Below are 20,112 nucleotides of genomic sequence, written 5' to 3' on the forward strand. Positions count from 1 at the left end.
AGTTGCTCGCGTCCACTGTGTGGTTCCCGGGTTGCGAACAGTCGCAGCGTCGGTTGAACCAGTTCCACTTTCTTTAATTGAAGAGTGTGCTTGTTCGCTAGAACCCGAATGGGTTTCGGTGGTTATAGCGTTAGGGAAACGCCCGGTTACATTTCGAACCCGGAAGCTAAGCCTTTCAGCGCCGATGGTACTGCAGGGGGGACCCTGTGGGAGAGTAGGACGCCGCCGAACAATCTTTCAAGGACCCTTGGTCCCAGCGTTCAGCTGGGACCAAGGGTCCTTTTTGCTTTGCCGGAGCGCGCCGAACGGATCGGTGCGTGAGAATGAATGCAGTACCGAAGACAGGAGTCACGTCGATGTCCACCAACTCTTCCGACGATCGTTCGGAGCGCCGGCCGAGGCGTGACGACGGCGACCGTGGTGGTTTCCGGCGGGATGACCGGGGTCCGCGGCGGGACAGCCGGGACGGCCGGGACAGCCGTGGCGGTGAGCGCGGTGGTTTCCGGCGCGATGACCGGCCCGAGCGCCGGGATGACCGTGGTGACCGCGGCGGTGACCGTGGTGGTGACCGTGGTGGTTTCCGGCGCGACGACCGCGGTGGCGACCGTGGGGGCTTCCGGCGGGATGACCGTGGGGGCGAGCGCGGCGGTGACCGGGGCGGCTTCCGGCGGGACGACCGCGGCGGTGAGCGTGGGGGCGACCGTGGGGGCTTCCGGCGGGATGACCGCGGGGGCGAGCGCGGTGGCGACCGGGGCGGATTCCGGCGGGACGACCGGCCCGAGCGGCGCGACGACCGTGGTGGGTTCCGGCGGGACGACCGCGGCGGTGAGCGTGGCGGTGACCGCGGTGGGTTCCGGCCCGAGCGTCGGGACGACCGGGGTGGATACCGGCCTGAGCGTCGGGACGACCGCGGTGGATACCGGCGGGATGACGATCGGGGCGGTTTCCGCAGGGACGGTGACCGCGGGGGCTTCCGGCGGGACGACCGCGGCGGTGAGCGTGGCGGCGACCGCGGGGGCTTCCGGCGGGATGACCGTGGGGGCGAGCGCGGTGGTGACCGGGGTGGCTTCCGGCGGGATGACCGCGGTGGTGAGCGTGGCGGCGACCGCGGTGGGTTCCGGCCTGAGCGGCGCGACGACCGCGGTGGGTTCCGGCGTGATGAGCGCGACGACCGTGGTGGGTTCCGGCGGGACGACCGTTCGCGGGCGCCGCGGCGGGACGATGAGCGTGGCGGCGGGGTCCGGCGCGACGACGACCGCGGTGGTTTCCGTAGGGACGACGAGCGCGGTGGGTTCCGTAGGGACGACCGGGGGCCGCGGCGGGATGACCGTGGTGGGTTCCGGCGGGACGACCGCGGCGGTGAGCGTGGGGCGCGGCGGCCGTACGGCGGTGGGCGCGGCCGGGACGACCGTCGGGACGACCGTCGGGACGACCGTCGGGACCGGGATCGGGAGCCGATCAAGCGGCTGCCGATTCCGGAGGACGTGACCGGTGAGGAGATCGACAAGGCGGTGCGGCAGGAGCTGCAGAGCCTGCCGAAGACGCTGGCCGAGGACGTCGCCAAGAATCTGGTGATGGTCGCGCGGCTGCTCGACGAGGACCCGGAGCAGGCGTACGGGTACTCGCAGGTGGCGCTGCGGTTGGCGTCCCGGGTCGCGGCCGTGCGCGAGGCCGCCGGCTTCGCGGCGTACGGTGCCGGGAAGTACGGCGAGGCGCTGAAGGAGTTCCGGGCCGCGCGGCGGATGACCGGCAGCGCGGAGCTGTGGCCCGTCATGGCGGACTGCGAGCGGGGTCTCGGACGGCCGGAGAAGGCGCTGGCGATGGCCGGTGAGCCCGAGGTGCAGAAGCTGGACCGGGCCGGGCAGGTCGAGATGCGGCTGGTCGCGGCCGGGGCCCGGCGGGACATGGGTCAGACGGAGGCGGCGGTGGTGACGCTGCAGAGCCCCGAGCTCGCGTCGAGTGCGGTGCACCCGTGGACGGCCCGGCTGCGGTACGCGTACGCGGACGCGCTGCTGGAGGTCGGGCGCGAGGGCGAGGCGCGGGACTGGTTCGCCAGGGCGCTGGAGGCCGATCAGGCCGGTACCACGGATGCCTCGGACCGGCTGGCCGAGCTGGACGGCGTGCAGTTCACCGACGCGCTGGACGAGGACGAGGACGCGGACCAGGACACCGACGGGGCCGCGGGGGACGCGGAGTCCGGTAAGGGGTCCGAGAAGGCCGAGTAGTCGCTGCGGCCGCTGTAGCGGAGCAGTGTAGAAGGGGCGGGCCCGGTGGGCCCGCCCCTTCTTGCTGTGTGGGGGTGGTGGGGGTCAGGGGGCGTACGGGGCGATCGGGTTGTGGAGGGTGCCGATGAGCTGGAGGGCGCCGGCCGGGTCCTGGAGGTCGACCATCTGCTCGTTGTTGCGCAGCTGGAGGCGGTTGAGGCAGGACAGGGCGAACTCGGGGACGAAGAGGTCGTACTCGGCGAACTTGTCGGCGAGGTGGGGGTGGGCCGCCTGGTAGTCGGCGACGGTGGCGGCGACGGTGCGCCAGAAGGTGTCCTCGTCGAGGACGCCGAGGTCGGCGAGGGTGGCGCTCAGGAAGCGGAGGAAGCAGTCGAAGACGTCGGTGAAGACGGAGAGCAGCTTCTTGTCCTCGGGGACGTCGGCGCGGATGCGCTCGACGGCGGGGGGCAGGACCGCGTCGGCGGACATCACGGCGATCTCCTCGGCGATGTCCTTGAAGATCACGCGGGCCACCGCGCCGTCCTCGATGACGAGGATGGCGTTCTCGCCGTGCGGCATGAAGACCAGGTCGTAGGCGTAGAAGGAGTGCAGGACCGGGGTGAGGTAGGCGTCGAGGTAGCGGCGCAGCCACACCTCGGGGGCCAGGCCGGACTCCGTGACGAGGGCGGCGGCGAAGGAGTCGCCGGCGCGGTCGACGTGGAGGAGGGAGGCCATGGTGGCCAGCCGCTGGCCCGGTGCGAGGGTGGGGACCGGGCTCTCCCGCCAGAGGGCGGCGAGCATCTTGCGGTACGGGGAGCCCTTCTCGGTGGCGGCCTCGTACTGGCGGTGGTGGTAGCCGATGGCGGCGCGCTCGCGGATGATCGAGAAGCGGGCGGCGCGGAAGGTGTCGTCGGCGTCTATCAGGCGGGCCAGCCAGTCGTTGATGGCCGGGGTGGCCTCCATGTAGGAGGCGGAGAGGCCGCGCATGAAGCCCATGTTGAGGACCGAGAGGGCGGTCTTGACGTAGTGCTTCTCGGGGCTGGTGGTGTTGAAGAAGGTGCGGATGGACTGCTGGGCGAGGTACTGGTCGTCGCCGGGGCCCAGGCAGACCAGGCGGTGCTGGGCGACCTCGGCGGCGAAGGTGACGGAGAGCTTGTTCCACCACTGCCAGGGGTGGCTGGGGAAGAAGTGGTAGTCGTCCGGGTCGAGGCCGAGGGTGGTGAGGGTGGTGGTGAAGCGGCTGCGGGTCTCGGCCGGGAGTTCGGCGGCGATGAGGGTGTCGTAGTCGAGGCCGGCGCCGGCGGTGAAGGTGCTGTGGTCGCGGTGGGCGGCCAGCCAGATCAGCGTCAGCGGGGCGGCGGCCTCGGGGGCGTAGGCGTGGTACTCGTGGACGCCGAAGCCGAGGCGGCCGTTGTTGGCGACGAAGCAGGGGTGGCCCTCGGTCATGCCGGTCTCGACGGCCTGGAAGTCGGCGGTGGCGAGTTCGGCGGCGGTGGGGGCCTTGCCGGCGAGCTTGTACGCGGTGCCGGAGAGGGTGGAGCTGATCTCCTCCAGGTAGACCGGGAGGACGGTCGGGGACAGGCCCAGGGAGGTGTGGAACTCGGTGATGAAGTCCAGGGCGTCCAGGGGCAGTTCGGCGTCGCCGCGGTGGCGGGTGATGCTGTCCGGCGCGATCTGCCAGTGGTCGAGGGCCTGTCTGCGGGCGGTGAAGCGGTAGGTGGTGGCGTCGTCGTCGCTGCGTACGGCGTAGCGGTCGGGGCCGTCCAGCGGCTCGGGGGTCAGCAGCCGTTCGTGGGTGAACTCGGCGAGTGCCTTGCGGACCAGGTCGCGGTTGGCGCGTGCCCACAGGTCGGGGGTGAGGTGGGCGACGGCGTCCTGGGCGGGCTGGTGCGGGGCGGCCGGGTTCTCGGGGGTCGGGGCGGGCATCAGCGGTCTCCTCGGGTGGCCAGGAACTGGTCGCGGGTGCAGGTGCTGAGGTAGGCGTCTTTGGAGGGGAGCGAGACGGTGCGGACCACCTCGAAGCCGACGGCCTTGTTGAGGGCGTGGACGGCGGTGTTGCGGGTGTCGGGCTCGACGACCACCCGCTGGACGGCCGGGTCGGCGAAGAGGCTCTCCATGACGGTGGTGATGACGGCCTGGGTGAAGCCGTGGACGGGGGTGTCCGTGGGGGCGGTCAGGAAGTGCATGCCGATGTCGCCGGGCCGGGCGGCGTGGATGCCGACCAGTTCGCGGTGGGCGGGGTCGTAGCGCTCCATGAGGAAGGCCGGGGTGCCGTTGTGCAGGCCGAGGAGGGCGTCGTGGTACGGGTCGGCGTCGATCCGGGTGAACTCCTTCTCGACGGCGGGCAGGTCGCAGTCCTGCATCAGCCAGAAGACGGCCTTGGGGTGGGTGACCCAGGAGTGCAGGACGGGGGCGTCGGCGACGGGGTCGACGGGCCGCAGGGCGAACTCCCCCAGCGCGGGGTCGGTGCGGGTGAAGGCGGGGGTGCTCATGCGGATATCTCCATCGGGTGGTGCGGGCCGGCCGGAGCGGCGAACTCCTGGAAGGCGATGGCCTTTTCGACCGGGTAGTACTCGCGGCCGAGCAGCTCGCGGATGATGCAGGAGTTGCGGTAGGCGGCCATGCCGAGGTCGGGGGTGACGAAGCCGTGGGTGTGCAGTTCGGCGTTCTGCACGTAGATGCCGTGGCCGGCGGTGTCGATGCTGTAGTTGCGGGCGACGTCGTAGCGGCCTTCGGCGTCCCAGGCGATGCGGTCGCGGACCGGGTCGAGGAAGTCGGGGACGCGGTAGCGGTAGCCGGTGGCGAGGACCAGGCCCTGGGTGGTGAGGGTGAAGTCCCGGCCCTGCTCCTCCTGCCGCAGGCCGAGGGTGTAGGTGCCGGTGGCCTCGTCGTAACGGGCGTCCTGGAGGCCGGAGTTGGTCAGCAGGCGGGTGCGGACCGGGCCGGCCAGCCGCTTCTGGTAGAGCAGGTCGAAGATGTCGTTGATCAGCTCCGAGTCGATGCCCTTGTAGAGGTGCTTCTGGGTGGCGTTGAGGTGGTCGCGGGTGGCCGCGGGGAGGGCGTGGAAGTAGTCCACGTACTCCGGGGAGGTCATCTCCAGGGTGAGCTTGGTGTATTCGAGGGGGAAGAAGCGGGGGGAGCGGGTGGCCCAGGTCAGGTGGTAGCCGTGGGCGTCGATGTCCTGGAGGAGGTCGTAGTAGATCTCGGCGGCGCTCTGGCCGCTGCCGACGATGGTGATGCTGTCCTTGGCCTGCAGGGCGGGCTTGGCGTCGAGGTAGCCGGCGTTGTGCAGGGCGTCGCCGCCCAAGTCCCGGCAGGCGTCGGGGAGGTGCGGCGGGGTGCCGGTGCCCAGGACGAGCCTGCGGGCCCGGAAGGTGCGCCGCTCGCCCTGGTGGTCGGCGTGGACGACGTAGACCTCGGTGGTCTCGTCGTACTCGACGGTGGTGACCTTGTGGGAGAAGCGGACCGAGTCGAGCTTTCCGGCGGCCCAGCGGCAGTAGTCGTTGAACTCGGCGCGCAGCGGATAGAAGTTCTCGCGGATGTAGAAGGAGTACATCCGGCCCGATTCCTTCAGGTAGTTGAGGAAGGAGAAGGGCGAGGTGGGGTCGGCGAGGGTGACCAGGTCGGCCATGAACGGCACCTGGAGGTGGCTGCTCTCCAGCATCATGCCGGGGTGCCAGTCGAAGCCCGGCCGCTCGTCGAGGAAGAGGCCGTCGAGCTCCTCGACGGGGGCGGCCAGGCAGGCCAGACCGAGGTTGAACGGGCCCAGTCCGATGGCGAGGAAGTCATAGGGGGCGTCGTGGGGGACGGTCACGAGGGTCTCTCTCCGGAGATGGTCGGTCGGTGGGGAGGTCAGCGGGCGCTGAGGGCCGGGGCGGGCCGGCCGGCCGCGGGCTGCTCGGCCAGGTGGCGGCCGGCGTGCTCGGCGATCAGGTCGAGGACGGTGGCGATGTCGTCGAGCGTGGTCTCCGGGTTGAGCAGGGTGAACTTGAGGTAGTGCCGACCGTCGACCTTGGTGCCGGCGACGATCGCGTCACCGGAGGCGAAGAGGGCTTCCCGGGCGTGCAGATTGAGCCGGTCGGTGAGCTCGGGGTCCTGGGGGCCGCCGGGGAGGTAGCGGAAGACCAGGGTGCTCAGCCGGGGTTCCACGACGACCTCGAAGCGCGGGTCGTCGTGCAGCAGCTTCCAGGCGTCGGCGGCCCGGTCGATGACCTCGTCGAAGAGTGCGCCGATGCCCTGGGCGCCCATCGTGCGCAGGGTCAGCCAGAGTTTGAGGGCGTCGAAGCGGCGGGTGGTCTGGAGCGACTTGTCGACCTGGTTGGGGATGCGCTGCTCGACCATCCGGCGCGGGTTGAGGTAGTCCGCGTGGTAGGTGACGTGCCGCAGCGTGCCGCGGTCGCGGACCAGGACGGCGCTGGAACTGACCGGCTGGAAGAAGGACTTGTGGTAGTCGACGGTCACCGAGTCGGCGCGTTCGATGCCGGTGAGCAGGTCGCGGCGGCGGGAGACCAGCAGGCCGCAGCCGTAGGCGGCGTCCACGTGCATCCAGGCGCCGTACCGGGCGGCCAGGTCGGCGATCTCCGGGAGCGGGTCGATGGAGCCGAAGTCGGTGGTGCCCGCGGTGGCGACGATCGCCATGGGTATCAGGCCGTCGCGGCGGCAGCGCTCCAGTTCGGTGGTGAGCGCGTCGATGCGCATCCGCTTGGTGTCGTCGGCCGGTACGGCGATGACGGCCTCCGCGCCCAGGCCGAGCAGGGTGGCGGACTTGCGGATGCTGAAGTGGCTGCAGGCGGAGGTGAGGATGCGCAGCCGGGGGAGGAGGTCGGTGAGCCGGGCGTCGTCGGGGGAGCCCTGGCGGGCCAGTTCCCGGCGGCAGGTCTCGTCCCGGGCGAGGAGCATGGCCTGGAGGTTGGACTGGCTGCCGCCGCTGGTGAAGATGCCGTCGGCGGCCGCGCCGAGGCCGATCCGGGCGGCCGTCCAGTCGATGAGGCGGCGTTCGATGAGGGTGCCGCCGGCGCTCTGGTCCCAGGTGTCGAGGGAGGAGTTGACGGCGGACAGCACCGCCTCGCCGACCAGGGCGGGGATCACCACGGGGCAGTTGAGGTGCGCGAGGTAGCGCGGGTGGTGGAAGTAGATCGCGTCGCGGAGGTAGACCTGCTCCAGTTCGTCCAGGGCGGCGGCCGGGTCGTGGAGCGGGGTGTCGAGGTCCACGGCGGCGACGGTGGGCGCCAGTTCGTCGACCGAGACGCCGGTGAAGGGGCGGTCGGTGGTGGCGATCCGGTCGCTGATCCGCGCGATGCTCTCGCTGACGTCGGCGCGGTAGCGGTCGGCGGTGTGGTTGTTGAGGAGATAGGTGCGGCTGTCGGCCGGGTCCTCGGCGGAGTGCGCGAGGCGACTCATGAAGTGCCCTCCCTGGAGCGGGGTCAACCGCGTCCTGTGCAGGTGCGGACGTGTGCACAGGGGCAGGACAACCCACCCGGTGACGCAGTGAGGTAAGCCTAACCTAACTGTGTCACCGGGTGGGTGCGGGGTCCCGGGCCGGACCGAACCCGGGTGCGTCCCGCTTCCTTCGGGCGGAGGCGGCGGCTCAGCTCCCCTCGTCGTCCAGCGTCCGCAGCACCAGACCGGTCGCCGGCTTCGGGCCGAACGAGGTGGACTTGCGGGGCATCGTCACGCCCTGCTCGGCGAGTTGACGGACCGTCTCCTCCGAGGTGGCGCGCATCAGGACGGCCGTTCCGCCGTGCCGGGCGGCCTGCGCCACCGCCGCCGCGGTGTGGTGCAGGTAGCCGATGTCCGACGGGTGGTCGGGGATCCGCCAGACCTCGTCCAGCAGGACGGAGTGCAGCACCGTCGCGTCCAACCGCCGCCATGCCTCGGGCCGGTCGGTGCGGATCGCCCGGTCCAGCAGCGCGGGGTCGGGCCGGTCCAGCAGGTGGAAGGAGTCCGGGCCGCCGGACAGTACGAAGGCGTTGCCCGGGGTCTCGGCCAGTGCCTCCAGCGCGGCGGTCGGCTCGCCCGGCAGCCGGCGGACCCGGAACGCGCCGGCCAGGTCCGCCAGCGCCTTGGCCGGCGGCAGATGGGGCAGCACCCGGTGGATGGCCCGGACCTGGAGCGGATAGCGGGCGGTGTCGACCAGCAGCACCAGCCCGGACGCCCAGGGGGAGTCCGGTCCGGCGTCCGGCCGCTGGTCGTGGAGCCGCTGGTAGGTCGCCCAGCGGTGGTGGCCGTCGGCGATCAGGGCCCGGCGGTGGGCCAGGTCCGCGTCCACGGCGGCCAGCTCCGCCGGGTCGGTGACCGCCCACAGGCGGTGCGCGAAGCCGTCCTCGGTGGTGGTGGCGAGCAGCGGGGCGCGCAGGACGGTGCGCTCGATGACCGCGGTGGCGCCGTTCTCGGTGTTCTGGCCGCGGTACGACAGCAGCAGCGGTTCGAAGTTGGCGGCGGCGGCTCCCATCAGGGCGGCCCGGTCCGCGACCACCTCCGGGATGACGTCCTCGTGCGGCAGTACCGGGCCGTCCAGCCGGAGCGCGCCGATCAGGCCGCGCTGGAGGACGTCGCCGCCGCGCTGCTCGTAGACGTACAGCGCGGGCTCCGGATCCGGGGTGAGGACGCCCTCCGCGCGCCAGCGCCGCAGGGTCTCGGCGGCCTGGTGGTGGCGGGTGGCCGGGTCCACGGCGTGCGGCAGGATCAGCCGGACGATGTTGTACGGGTCGGAGGTCTCCAACTCGCGCACCCCGTCCGGGCGGACCACGACGTCGTAGGGCGGGGAGGTGACCGCGGTGAGGCTGCTGACCCGGTCCGGGGCGTAGCGCAGGCCGCGGAACGGGAGGAGGCGGAGGCCGTCGGAACTGGTCATTGAAGAATGCTATGCCTGTACGGGGTGCGGGATGATCGGGGGAGCGGCCGGGAATCGGCCGGAAATATCGGTGGCCGTTCGGCGGCGGACGGGCCGACCCGGTGGGACCGGGCGCGGTCCCTCCCGGCGGGCGGGCGGACCTTCCGTACGGCACCGAGGAGCGAGGAGCGGGACGGCATGGAGGAGCAGATCGCCGAGCGGGCGGGCGGGAGCGAGCGGCACGGGCCCGACGGGTGCCGACGCGCGCTGAGTGAGGCGTACGACACGGCGCTGCTGGATCTGGACGGGGTGGTCTACGCCGGCGGACGGGCCATCGGGCATGCCGTGGAGTCGCTGACCGCGGCGCGTGAGGGCGGCATGCACCTCGCGTACGTGACCAACAACGCGGCCCGGACCCCGCAGGCGGTCGCCGACCAGCTGTCCGGTTTCGGTCTTCCCACGACGGCACAGGACGTGATCACCTCGGCGCAGGCCGTGGCCCGGCTGATCTCCGAGCAGGTGCCGGCCGGGTCCCGGGTGCTGGCCATCGGGGGCGACGGGCTGCGGGTGGCGCTGCGCGAGCGCGGGCTGGTGCCGGTGGCGTCGGCGGACGACGACCCGGCGGCGGTGGTCCAGGGCTACGACCCGACGCTGGACTGGGGGCGGTTGGCCGAGGCCGCGTACGCGGTGCAGCGCGGGGTGCCGTGGTTCGCGTCCAACACTGACCTGACCATCCCCAAGGAGCGCGGGATCGCGCCGGGCAACGGCGCCCTGGTGGAGGTGGTGCGGATCGCCGCCGGCGGGGCGCCGCAGGTCGCCGGGAAGCCGCAGCCGCCGATGCACCGGGAGACGGTGCTGCGGACCGGTGCACGGCGGCCGCTGGTGGTCGGGGACCGGCTCGACACCGACATCGAGGGCGCGTGGAACGGCGGGGTGGACTCCCTCCTGGTGCTCACCGGCGTCACCACCCCGGCCGCCCTGCTGGCCGCGCCGCCCGAGCACCGCCCGACGTACGTGGACGCGGACCTGCGCGGGCTGCTGCGGCCGCAGCCGGAGGTGGCCGCGGACGGTACCGGCTTCGGCTGCGGCGGCTGGCGGGCCGAGGCGGCCGGGGACGAACTGGTCCTGGACGGCGTGGGGGAGCCGCTGGACGGGCTGCGGGCGCTGTGCGCGGCGGCCTGGACCGCGGCGGGCGCCGGGAGTTGCCCGGCGGACGCGGCCAAGGCGCTGCGCCGACTCGGTATGTGACGAGACGTCAGGAGAAGGTGCGGGGACGGCGGGCGGTCGCTGCCGCGTGGAGCGGCGGGGCCGCACGCCGCGGCGGTGGGCGGGGCGGCTCACTCCCGGCCGGCGGCGGCCGCCGCCGCGGTCAGCTCCGCGATCAGGTCCTCCTCGGTGGCGCCGCGCCGCCAGTAGCCGGTGAACTTGACCGCGCGGCGGTCGAAGCCGCGCTCCCCGACGAGGTGGCGGCGGACCGCCTTGACGGAGCCGGCCTCGCCGGCGATCCAGGCGTACGGGGTGCCGGCGGGGAGGCCGGCGGCGCGCAGCGCGTCCAGGACGGGGGTGCCGTGGCCGGCCGCCGCGGGGTCCCGGACCAGCCAGTCGACCTCGGCGTCGGCGAAGGTCGGCAGCGGCTGCCGGTCGCCCTCGTGCCCGACCTCGATCCACACCTTGGCCACGGTGCCCGGGGAGAGCCAGGCCAGGATTCCGGCGATGGCGGGGAGGGCGGTCTCGTCGCCGGTGAGCAGGATCCAGTCGGTGCCGGGCGGTGGCCGGAAGTCCACCCCGCCGTTGTCCTCGACGGCCGGGGCGAGGACGGTGAGCCGGTCGCCCGGCCGGGCCCGGACCGCCCAGCGGCTGGCCGGGCCTCCGCTCGGCGCAGCCGGGTCGTCGGCCCCGTGCAGCGCGAAGTCGACGTCGAACTCGCACGGGTCGGGGCGCTGTTCGCGGATCGTGTAGGAGCGCATCACCGGGCGCTCGGCCGGGTCCTGGGCCCGCCAGGCGGTGTACCAGCCGTCCCCGGTGTCCTCGAAGACCGGTGCGGTCTGGTGGGGCTGCGGGAGGAACAGTTTGAAGCGCTGGTCCCGGCCGCCGGACGCCAGCTCGTCCAGCCGTTCACCGGTGAAGGTGATCCGGACCATGGACGGGCCGAGCCGCCGGGTGCGGACGACCTGGACGTCGAAGAAGCGGAACGGCGCGGTGGTGGGGGCGGCGGTCGCGGTCATGGGGGATCCTTCCGGGTCGGTACGGCTGGTGGGCGTCCGGGCCGGCGGCGGGGACGGCCCGGCGGTGCGTCAGGTGACCTTCTTCGCGTGCTCGATGGCCCGGGCGGGCGGTTCCACGAGCGGTGCGGCGCCGGCGGAGGAGAAGCGCGGCTCGTCGGACCAGGGGGCGGTGAACGCCCCGGTCCGGCGCGGAGTTCGGGGTTGGGAGACCGTCTGCCCGCGGTCGTCGGTGCAGGACCGCGGGCCGCCCTTGCCGCGGCCCGCGGTCGGGATGCCGCGTCGGGACGGCGATACGCTTCGGAGGGTCCGCATGGGTGTGGTGCTTCTCTCTGGAGGCGGCGGGCCTTCAACGGGCAGGCTGGACACGTCGAACCGGGAGAGCCGGTAGATCGACTGCTTGTGAGGGTAGGCTAACCTAACTGCCGTGTTGGTAGACAGTCCCCTCGTCGGCGCACCCCTCGGTGCGGCGACGACCCCCACCGCACCGGGGCGGCGGCCCGCCGCCCGTGCCGCAGGGTGGGGCGCGTCCGCCGTCCTCCCCGCCGCCCTCGGCGCCGAGCAGACCGCCCTCGACCAGGTCTGGCACGGGGTCTTCCCTCACACCGGCTCCGACACCGGCGCCGCCGTCCGCGACGGCCGGCCGCCGCGCACCCTCCTGGGACCGCCGGCCGGCGCCACCCTCGGCCTCGCCGGCACCGCCGTGCGGGGGCCGACCCGCAACCCGCTCGCCGGCCCCGGCGTCCTCGGCATCGGCGCCCCGGCCGCGGTGGTCACCGCCCTCACCTTCGGCCGGCGTACCGACCGGCGTCCTCGGCGGCTACCTGCTGCGGCCGCCGGTCACCGGGCGGACGGCGGGACGCGTGTGAACGAGCGGCCGGGCACCCCCCACCGCGCTCCCCGGCACCCCCGGCGACCCCAGCCAACCGACCACCCCACCACCCCAGGAGCCCTGCAGTGAGCCGTCTCGCGGCCGAGAACGTCACCCTCGCCTACGACCAGCGGACCATCGCCGAGAACCTCTCGGTCACCATCCCCGACCACTCCTTCACCGTCATCGTCGGCCCCAACGCCTGCGGCAAGTCCACGCTGCTGCGCGCGCTGTCGCGGATGCTCAAGCCGACCACCGGCGCGGTGCTGCTCGACGGGCAGAAGATCTCCGCACTGCCGGCCAAGCAGGTCGCCCGGACGCTGGGGCTGCTGCCGCAGTCCTCGGTCGCCCCGGACGGCATCACCGTCGCCGACCTGGTGGCGCGCGGCCGCTACCCGCACCAGGGACTGCTGCGCCAGTGGTCGGCCGAGGACGAGCGGATCGTGGGGGAGTCGATGACCGCGACGGGGGTGGCCGAGCTGGCCGACCGGTACGTCGACGAGCTCTCCGGCGGACAGCGGCAGCGGGTCTGGATCGCCATGGCGCTGGCCCAGCAGACGCCGCTGTTCCTCCTCGACGAGCCGACCACCTTCCTCGACATCCAGCACCAGATCGAGGTCCTGGACCTGTGCGCCGGCCTCCACGAGGAGCAGGGCCGCACCCTGGTCGCGGTGTTGCACGACCTCAACCAGGCGGCCCGCTACGCCACCCACCTGATCGCCATGAAGGACGGCGAGGTGATCGCCGAGGGCGCGCCGTCGGACATCGTCACCGCCGACCTCGTCGGCCGGGTCTTCGGCATCGACTGCCGGATCATCGACGACCCCGAGACCGGCACCCCGCTGGTCGTCCCGGCCGCCCGCCGGCCCCGGGGGGCCGCCGCCGCGCCGGCGTCGGCTACAGCAGCGCCCTGAGCCGCAGCAGATCGCGCAGCCCGGCCTCCAGCTTCACCCGGCCGCTGCCCCACGCCCGGGCGAAGTTCAGCCGGCCGTCGACCAGCGCGACCAGGTCGTCGCCGGTCATGGCCAGCCGGATCTCGGCCTTGTCCGGCGGTGGCCCGGCGAGGCACGCCACGTCCCGCAGACCGCCCTCGGCCAGCCGGCCGACGAAGGTGGTGTCGAGGTCGGTGATGCGGCAGCTGACGGAGCGGTCGAGCGCCGTGGCGCTGCGCACCTCGCCGTCCGCCGAGGACAGGTTGTGGGCCAGCCGGTCGAGCGCGGCGCGGCACTGGTCGAGAGTTGCCATCGCGCCCGACGATACGCCAGGCCACGGACGGCCGGGGGTGCCCGGCCGAGGTAGCGTCGGGGGCATGGCAGACCCGATGAACGGCCCGCGGCCGACGCCCCCCGGACCCCCGGGCGCGGCGGCGGCGACCGGGCCGGGCTCCCCCGATCCGGAGCCGGCGCCCCAGGAGGCCACCGGCGCCGCGGCGCCCGCCGAGCCGGCCGGTCCGCGACCGCTCGGGGTGGTGGTGACCCCCACCGGCCGGGCCGAGGTCGACGCCGGCCTGCAGCGCCTGGCCGAAGCCGACCACCTCCCGGTGAGCGGCCACCTGGACATGTACGAGGATGTGCACCGTGGGCTGCGCGACGTGCTGGCCTCCCTCGACCAGCACCCCGGGCCGCCCGCACCGTCCCCGACGCACGACCCTCACGACCAGTAGGAGCTGAACCACAGGTGGCAGGAGTGGCACGACGCCGTCTCGACGCGGAGCTGGTGCGCCGCAAGCTGGCCCGCTCGCGGGAGCACGCGAGCCAGCTGATCGCCGCGGGCCGGGTGACCGTCGGCGGGGCGACCGCGACCAAGCCGGCCACCCAGGTGGAGACCAGCGCGGCGGTGGTCGTCCGGGACGACGAGAACGACCCCGACTACGTCTCGCGCGGCGGCCACAAGCTCGCCGGCGCGCTCGCCGCCTTCGTCCCGCGCGGCCTGCGCGTCGAGGGCCGCCGGGCGCTGGACGCCGGCGCCTCCACCGGCGGCTTCACCGACGTCCTGCTGCGGTCCGGCGCCGGCCACGTGGTCGCCGTCGACGTCGGCTACGGGCAGCTCGCCTGGCAGCTGCAGAGCGACGAGCGGGTCACCGTCAAGGACCGCACCAACGTCCGCGAGCTGACCCTGGATCAGATCGACGACGTCCCCGTCGACCTCGTCGTCGGCGACCTGTCCTTCATCCCGCTGGGCCTGGTGCTGCCCGCGCTGGTCCGCTGCGCGGCGCCCGACGCCGACCTGGTGCTGATGGTCAAGCCGCAGTTCGAGGTCGGCAAGGAGCGGCTGGGCAGCGGCGGGGTGGTGCGCAGCGCCGCGCTGCGGGCCGAGGCGGTGCGCGGCGTCGCGGACCGCGCGGCCGGGCTGGGGCTGGGCGTCCTCGGCGTCACCGCGAGCCCGTTGCCGGGACCCTCGGGCAATGTCGAGTACTTTCTGTGGCTGCGCGCCGGGGCGCCTGCACTCGACCCGGCGGATGTCGACCGTGCAGTGGCGGAGGGGCCCAGTTGACCACTACCCAGGCAGTTGAAGGCAGCGCGGCACAGGACACCGGCCGCGCCGGGCGGACCGTGTTCCTGCTCGCGCACACCGGCCGCCCGGCGGCCATCCGCAGTGCCGAGCTCGTGGTCCAGGGGCTGCTGCGCAGCGGGATCGGGGTGCGGGTACTGGACGAGGAGGCCGCGGACCTGCCGCTGCCCGACTCCGTCGAACGCGTCGCGACCGAACCGTGCGCGGCCGAGGGCTGCGAACTCCTCGTCGTCCTCGGCGGGGACGGCACGCTGCTGCGCGGCGCGGACTTCGCCCGCACGTCCGGGGTGCCGATGCTGGGCGTCAACCTCGGCCGGGTCGGCTTCCTCGCCGAGGCCGAGCGGGACGACCTCGACAAGGTCGTCGACCGGGTCGTCACCCGCTCCTACGAGGTCGAGGAGCGGATGACCCTCGACGTCCTGGTCCGCAACAACGGCGCCGTGGTGCACACCGACTGGGCGCTCAACGAGGCGTCCGTGGAGAAGGCCGCCCGCGAGCGGATGCTGGAAGTGGTCACCGAGGTCGACGGCCGGCCGGTCTCCCGCTTCGGCGGCGACGGGGTGGTCTGCGCGACCCCGACCGGCTCGACCGCGTACGCCTTCTCGGCCGGCGGCCCGGTCGTCTGGCCGGAGGTCGAGGCGCTGCTGATGGTCCCGATCAGCGCCCACGCCCTGTTCGCCAAGCCGCTGGTCACCTCGCCGCGGTCGGTGCTGGCCGTCGAGGTCCAGCCCAAGACCCCGCACGGGGTGCTGTGGTGCGACGGCCGGCGCACCGTCGAACTCCCCGCCGGCGCCCGCGTCGAGGTCCGCCGCGGCGCCGTCCCGGTCCGCCTGGCCCGACTGCACCACGCCTCCTTCACCGACCGCCTGGTGGCCAAGTTCGCCCTCCCGGTGGCCGGCTGGCGCGGCGCGCCCCACTAGGGCGTGCCGGGCGCCGAACGGCAGGCGGGACTTCCCGGACCCGGCCCGGCACGACGGCGCGGCGGGTGCCGGACCGGACGACGCCGCCCGGTCCGGCACCGCCGCCCGGTCCCCGGCTACGCGCCGCCGCGCCCCAGCAGCTCCCGGGCCCGGCTCAGGGCCGTGTCGCGCCGGGCGGACAGCTCCGCTTCGGTGAAGACCGGGGTGCGGACCGCGGGCGGGATCCCGGGCCCGTCGAAGGTACGGCCGTCGGCCGTCAGGAACTCCTCGTTGGGCAGGCCGAAGTGCCAGCCGTTCGGCAGCGCCCGCTCCAGTACGTCGGAGAAGACGCCCTGGGTGTTCTCGCCGATCCTGGTGGGCGCGGGGGAGCGGCCCAGCAGGGACTGGGTGAAGCCCTCGCCCGCGCTGATCGTCAGCCGGCCGGTGAGGACGGTGAGCGGGCCGGTGTAGACCGGTCCCCGGTGCGGACGGACCGGCACCGGCTCGGGCGCGGTGAACTTCCGCGCGTCGGCGGGGTCGTTCCGGGCCCGCTTGCGGTACGCGAGGTAGGGCCGGTCGGTGAGCCGGGAGGCGATCCGCAGGCCGAGGGCGTCCGAGCCGCCGCCGTTGAGCCGCAGGTCGAGGACGAGGCCGCGCAGCGCGGTCGGGCCCTGGGTGCGGGCCCTGGTGAAGATCGCGTCCAGGGCGCGGTCGAGCTCGGCGACGTCGCCCGCGTAGTCGCCCTTCTCGGTGTACCCGGCGAACTGGGTGACCCGGAAGTAGCCGATCTGGCCGGGCAGATCGGCGTAGGAGAGCTTGCCCTGGGCCCATTGCCGCCGGACGGTGTGCGGGCCGAGGTTCGCGGCGAGCGCCGCGTCGACGCGGGCGGTGAACGCGGGCGTGGGCAGCACGGTGCCGGGGCGCTTGCCGGCGAACCACCGGTCGGGCCCGGCGACGACCCGGGTGTGCGCGTCGTGCAGCGGATCGATCATCGCGCGCAGCACCGCGAAGAGTTCGGCGTCGGTGGTCCCGGCGGTGATCCGGGGGCGGTAGCGCTCCCGGACCGCGTTCCAGTCGATGCCCTTGGCCCGGAAGAAGGGGTAGTTCTCCGCGTACGTCTGCCAGAAGACGTCGAAGACCGCCCGCGGGTCGTCGGCCGGCCGGGCACCGCAGCGCCCCGGTAGCGCCCCGGCGCGGTGCAGGGTGTGGTGGCCGGTGTTGTCGGCGAAGGCCATCCGGGCGCGGCCGGCGCCCGCCGGGGCCACGGTGAGCGGGGCCGAGTCCGGCACCGTGAAGCGGAGCGTGCCGTCCGCGCCGGGGGCGCCGGCCCGGACGCCGGTGACCGCGCCCGGCAGGCAGCTGACGGCGGTGGTCTCGTACGTCTTGAGGGTGCCGTCCTTGATCGTGACGAGGGTGCCGTAGCCGTCCGTCCGCCAGACGCCGTCCAGGGAGGGCGCCGCCGCCCGCGCCCCGGCCGGGTGGGCGGAGGCCGCCGGGGCGGCGCAGGCCGGGAGCGCGGTCACCGCGGCCAGGGCGGCGGCCAGCAGGGCCGTGGCGCGCGGGCGGCGGGGCGGCCGGGGCCCGGCCGGGGGGCGGCCGGTCGCCGGTCGGGGCGTTGCCGGATCACTCATGGGAGTACCTCGTGGGGGTGGGGACGGAAGCGGGCACGGGGGCCGGGACGACGGCCGAGCCGGGTCCGGGTCGGCGCGGAGGCGGTGCGCTGCCAGCGTGCCGGTCGGGCCAGGCCGGGCACCATGAGGCGGCCACCCGCTTCCCCGGTGGGGTTTTCCGCAGGTCCCGGGCGTGCGACCGGTCAGGTCCGGGCGGGCCGGGGGCCCGGTCCGGGGGCCGGGGTGGGGGCCGGGGTGGGGGAGGCCGTCGCGGGGTGGCCCCCGGACCTCGTAAGGTCGTACCCGTGTTGGAGGAGATGCGGATCCGGTCCCTGGGTGTCATCGACGACGCGGTCGTCGAGCTGTCCCCGGGCTTCACGGCGGTGACCGGCGAGACCGGCGCCGGCAAGACCATGGTCGTCACCAGCCTCGGCCTGCTGCTCGGCGGGCGCGCGGACCCGGCCCTGGTGCGGATCGGCGCCCGGGCGGCGGTGGTCGAGGGCAGGGTCGCCCTCAAGTCCTCGTCGCCCGCGGCCGTACGTGCCGAGGAGGCCGGTGCGGAACTGGACGACGGTGCGCTGCTGATCAGCCGCACGGTCTCCGCCGAGGGCCGCTCGCGGGCCCATGTCGGCGGCCGGTCGGTACCGGTCGGGGTGCTCGGCGACCTCGCCGACGACCTGGTCGCGGTGCACGGCCAGACCGACCAGCAGGGCCTGCTGCGGCCGGCCCGCCAGCGCCAGGCCCTGGACCGCTACGCCGGGGACGCGGTCGCCGTCCCGCTCGCCAAGTACACCGCCGCGCACCGCCGGCTGCGCACCGTCGCCACCGACCTGGACGAGCTGACCACCCGGGCCCGGGAACGCGCCCAGGAAGCCGATCTGCTCCGCTTCGGCCTGGACGAGATCGCCGCCACCGAGCCGCTGCCCGGCGAGGACGTGGAACTCGCCGCCGAGGCCGAACGGCTCGGCCACGCCGAGGCGCTGGCCTCCGCCGCGACCATCGCGCACGCCGCACTGGCCGGCAACCCCGAGGACCCCGAAGGCATCGACGCCACCACCCTGGTCGCCGGCGCCCACCGCGCCCTGGAGACGGTCCGCGGCCACGACCGGGACCTGGCCGCCCTGGCCGACCGGCTCGGCGAACTCGGCATCCTGATGGCCGACGTCGCCACCGAGCTGGCCGGTTACGCCGACGGTCTGGACGCCGACCCGCTGCGGCTGGCCGCCGTGGAGGAGCGCCGCGCCGCCCTGAACCACCTCACCCGCAAGTACGGCGAGGACATCACCGCGGTGCTGGCGTGGTCCGAGCAGAGCGCCGCCCGGCTCGCCGAACTCGACGGCGACGACGACCGGATCGCCGAGCTGACCGCCGAGTGCGACGCGCTCCGCGCCGAACTCGGTGAACTGGCCCAGCAGTTGACCGACGCCCGGACCGCGTCCGCGGAGCACTTCGCGGCCGCGGTCACCACCGAACTCGGCGAACTCGCCATGCCGCACGCCCGGGTCAGCGTCGCCATCCACCAGACCGAACTCCCCGAGGGCACCGCGGACGCCGACGGCATCGAGGTCAACGGCCGCACCGTGGCGTACGGCCCGGCCGGGGCCGACGAGGTCGAGATCCTGCTGGCCCCGCACCCGGGCGCCCCGCCCCGGCCGATCTCCAAGGGGGCGTCCGGCGGTGAGCTGTCCCGGGTGATGCTCGCCGTGGAGGTCGTCTTCGCGGGCTCGGACCCGGTACCGACGTACCTCTTCGACGAGGTGGACGCGGGCGTCGGCGGAAAGGCCGCCGTCGAGGTCGGCCGGCGACTGGCCCGGCTCGCCAAGTCGGCGCAGGTCGTGGTGGTCACCCACCTCCCGCAGGTCGCCGCGTTCGCCGACCGGCAGCTGCTGGTGGAGAAGACCAACGACGGCTCGGTGACCTGCAGCGGCGTCACCGTCCTGGAGGGCGAGGACCGGATCCGCGAGCTGTCCCGGATGCTGGCCGGCCAGGAGGACTCCGAAACGGCCCGCGCACACGCCGAGGAACTGCTGGAGACCGCCCGCACGGGCGGATAGCGGCAGCCGGTCGCCGAGGGGGAGTGGCATGACGGTGGGGACCGGCGGCAGGAGCGCGGCGCTGCTCGCGGCGGCGGGCGCGACCCGGGCGGCCTACGGGGCGCTGCGGCGCCGGCCGCCGGGCGGCGCGGCCCGCTGGGAGCGGAAGAACTACGCGGGCCGGACGGTCACCCTGCACGCCGGCCCGGCGGCCGCGCTCGGCACCGCGCTGGCCGCGGCCGGCGCGCCGGGGCTGCCCGCCCGGGCCCGCGGTGCGGCGCTGGCCGTACTGGCCGCCGGCGCCTGCGGGGCCTACGACGACCTCGCCGGTGCCGGGGACCCGCGGCGCGGCTTCCGGGCGCACCTGTCCGCGCTGCGGCACGGCGAGGTCACCAGCGGGGCGGTCAAGCTCTTCGGGATCGGCGCCGCCGGGCTCGCCGCGGGCGCCCTGCTCAAGGACCGTCCGGCCGACAGGCTGCTGGCGGGTGTGGTGATCGCCGGCTCGGCCCACCTGGTCAACCTCCTGGACGTCCGGCCGGGCCGGGCGGCCGGCGCCGTCGTGGCGCTGGCCGCACCGGGGCTGTTGCGCCGCGGGCCGGCCGGTCCGCTGTCCGCCGTCCCGCTGGGCGCCGCGGCCGCGGTCGCCGGGGACGATCTCGGGGAGCGCACGATGCTCGGGGACGCCGGTGCGCATGCCCTCGGCGCCGCCCTCGGGCTGGCCGTCGTCGCCGGGAACCGCCGGGCGGGACTGGCCGCGCACGCCGCCGCACTGGTCGCCGCGGCGGCCGCCGGGGACCGGGTCGGCCGTCTGGCCGGGGCGCTCTGACGCAGGCCCGCCGCCCGCGCCGGCACCCCTGCGCGACCGGGGCGGTGAGGAGATCCGGAGCGACCCGATCCGGACAGTGAAGGACGGGTTCCGGACAGCGCGGG

The 20,112-nt window shown here is 74.5% G+C and carries 19 protein-coding genes and 1 rRNA gene; 11 read left to right on the top strand and 9 right to left on the bottom strand.

What is annotated here, in order from left to right:
* The first annotated feature begins 114 nt into the window (after nt 1-114).
* The 3 genes from rrf (at nt 115) to CG747_RS48930 (ending at nt 2,225) form a co-directional block, all read left to right on the top strand.
* Nucleotides 115-231 (top strand): 5S ribosomal RNA (gene rrf, locus CG747_RS41285).
* 171 nt (nt 232-402) lie between these two features.
* The gene (locus tag CG747_RS48925; protein WP_219621622.1) at nt 403-1,488 is read left to right on the top strand and encodes a hypothetical protein; all 1,086 of its coding nucleotides are present in this window, start codon (nt 403-405) and stop codon (nt 1,486-1,488) included.
* Nucleotides 1,467-2,225 carry a hypothetical protein gene (locus CG747_RS48930; RefSeq protein ID WP_219621621.1) on the top strand — a complete coding sequence of 253 codons (759 nt, stop codon included), beginning with the start codon at nt 1,467-1,469 and terminating at the stop codon, nt 2,223-2,225. The genes CG747_RS48925 and CG747_RS48930 overlap by 22 nt, the downstream gene beginning before the upstream one ends.
* A gap of 84 nt (nt 2,226-2,309) precedes the next feature.
* On the opposite strand, the gene CG747_RS41295 is transcribed toward CG747_RS48930, so the two are convergent.
* The 5 genes from CG747_RS41295 to CG747_RS41315 form a co-directional block, all read right to left on the bottom strand.
* Nucleotides 2,310-4,130 carry an IucA/IucC family siderophore biosynthesis protein gene (locus tag CG747_RS41295; protein WP_100607041.1) on the bottom strand — a complete coding sequence of 607 codons (1,821 nt, stop codon included), beginning with the start codon at nt 4,128-4,130 and terminating at the stop codon, nt 2,310-2,312.
* On the bottom strand, nt 4,130-4,696 hold the full coding sequence (locus tag CG747_RS41300; protein ID WP_100607042.1) for a GNAT family N-acetyltransferase: 567 nt from the start codon (nt 4,694-4,696) through the stop codon (nt 4,130-4,132). The genes CG747_RS41295 and CG747_RS41300 overlap by 1 nt, the downstream gene beginning before the upstream one ends.
* Nucleotides 4,693-6,018, bottom strand: coding sequence for a lysine N(6)-hydroxylase/L-ornithine N(5)-oxygenase family protein (locus CG747_RS41305; protein ID WP_100607043.1), 1,326 nt, complete (start codon nt 6,016-6,018; stop codon nt 4,693-4,695). Before CG747_RS41305 ends, CG747_RS41300 begins: the two co-directional genes overlap by 4 nt.
* Nucleotides 6,019-6,056: 38 nt before the next feature.
* Entirely contained in the window at nt 6,057-7,604 is a 1,548-nt protein-coding gene (locus tag CG747_RS41310) for an aspartate aminotransferase family protein (RefSeq protein ID WP_100607044.1), read from the bottom strand.
* 187 nt (nt 7,605-7,791) lie between these two features.
* Nucleotides 7,792-9,057 carry a DUF1015 family protein gene (locus CG747_RS41315; protein WP_100607045.1) on the bottom strand — a complete coding sequence of 422 codons (1,266 nt, stop codon included), beginning with the start codon at nt 9,055-9,057 and terminating at the stop codon, nt 7,792-7,794.
* Between the two features lie 177 nt (nt 9,058-9,234).
* Here CG747_RS41315 and CG747_RS41320 point away from each other — a divergent pair, with 177 nt between their 5' ends.
* Nucleotides 9,235-10,284, top strand: coding sequence for an HAD-IIA family hydrolase (locus CG747_RS41320; protein ID WP_100607046.1), 1,050 nt, complete (start codon nt 9,235-9,237; stop codon nt 10,282-10,284).
* An 89-nt stretch (nt 10,285-10,373) separates the two neighbouring features.
* Here the strand turns inward: CG747_RS41320 and CG747_RS41325 are convergent, their stop codons facing one another.
* Together CG747_RS41325 and CG747_RS41330 are read right to left on the bottom strand one after the other, a co-directional pair.
* Nucleotides 10,374-11,261, bottom strand: coding sequence for a siderophore-interacting protein (locus CG747_RS41325; protein WP_100607047.1), 888 nt, complete (start codon nt 11,259-11,261; stop codon nt 10,374-10,376).
* A 69-nt stretch (nt 11,262-11,330) separates the two neighbouring features.
* On the bottom strand, nt 11,331-11,573 hold the full coding sequence (locus tag CG747_RS41330; RefSeq protein ID WP_100607048.1) for a hypothetical protein: 243 nt from the start codon (nt 11,571-11,573) through the stop codon (nt 11,331-11,333).
* A 112-nt stretch (nt 11,574-11,685) separates the two neighbouring features.
* On the opposite strand from CG747_RS41330, the gene CG747_RS41335 reads away from it, so the two are divergent.
* Together CG747_RS41335 and CG747_RS41340 are read left to right on the top strand one after the other, a co-directional pair.
* On the top strand, nt 11,686-12,219 hold the full coding sequence (locus CG747_RS41335; RefSeq protein WP_100607049.1) for an iron chelate uptake ABC transporter family permease subunit: 534 nt from the start codon (nt 11,686-11,688) through the stop codon (nt 12,217-12,219).
* Nucleotides 12,216-13,043 carry an ABC transporter ATP-binding protein gene (locus CG747_RS41340; protein ID WP_100607050.1) on the top strand — a complete coding sequence of 276 codons (828 nt, stop codon included), beginning with the start codon at nt 12,216-12,218 and terminating at the stop codon, nt 13,041-13,043. The genes CG747_RS41335 and CG747_RS41340 overlap by 4 nt, the downstream gene beginning before the upstream one ends.
* Here the strand turns inward: CG747_RS41340 and CG747_RS41345 are convergent.
* On the bottom strand, nt 13,027-13,374 hold the full coding sequence (locus CG747_RS41345; protein WP_100607051.1) for an SCP2 sterol-binding domain-containing protein: 348 nt from the start codon (nt 13,372-13,374) through the stop codon (nt 13,027-13,029). The two genes, CG747_RS41340 and CG747_RS41345, sit on opposite strands and share 17 nt — an antisense overlap.
* Nucleotides 13,375-13,438: 64 nt before the next feature.
* On the opposite strand from CG747_RS41345, the gene CG747_RS41350 reads away from it, so the two are divergent.
* From CG747_RS41350 to CG747_RS41360, 3 genes are read left to right on the top strand one after another with little or no spacing between them, the layout of a single operon-like run.
* A complete protein-coding gene (locus tag CG747_RS41350; protein WP_100607052.1) occupies nt 13,439-13,792 on the top strand; it encodes a hypothetical protein in 354 nt (117 codons plus the stop codon).
* 14 nt (nt 13,793-13,806) lie between these two features.
* A complete protein-coding gene (locus tag CG747_RS41355) occupies nt 13,807-14,622 on the top strand; it encodes a TlyA family RNA methyltransferase (protein WP_100607053.1) in 816 nt (271 codons plus the stop codon).
* 59 nt (nt 14,623-14,681) lie between these two features.
* The gene (locus tag CG747_RS41360) at nt 14,682-15,560 is read left to right on the top strand and encodes an NAD kinase (RefSeq protein WP_100607054.1); all 879 of its coding nucleotides are present in this window, start codon (nt 14,682-14,684) and stop codon (nt 15,558-15,560) included.
* A gap of 116 nt (nt 15,561-15,676) precedes the next feature.
* Here the strand turns inward: CG747_RS41360 and CG747_RS41365 are convergent, their stop codons facing one another.
* Complete coding sequence (locus CG747_RS41365) at nt 15,677-17,170, bottom strand: S41 family peptidase (RefSeq protein WP_100607055.1); 1,494 nt, start codon at nt 17,168-17,170, stop codon at nt 15,677-15,679.
* Nucleotides 17,171-17,466: 296 nt separating this feature from the next.
* On the opposite strand from CG747_RS41365, the gene recN reads away from it, so the two are divergent.
* A complete protein-coding gene (recN, locus tag CG747_RS41370) occupies nt 17,467-19,203 on the top strand; it encodes a DNA repair protein RecN (protein ID WP_100607056.1) in 1,737 nt (578 codons plus the stop codon).
* A 28-nt stretch (nt 19,204-19,231) separates the two neighbouring features.
* On the top strand, nt 19,232-20,008 hold the full coding sequence (locus tag CG747_RS41375) for a hypothetical protein (protein WP_100607057.1): 777 nt from the start codon (nt 19,232-19,234) through the stop codon (nt 20,006-20,008).
* The last annotated feature ends 104 nt before the right edge of the window (nt 20,009-20,112 follow it).

The organism is Streptomyces sp. CB02959 (genome assembly GCF_002803155.1).
Classification (GTDB): Bacteria; Actinomycetota; Actinomycetes; order Streptomycetales; family Streptomycetaceae; genus Streptomyces.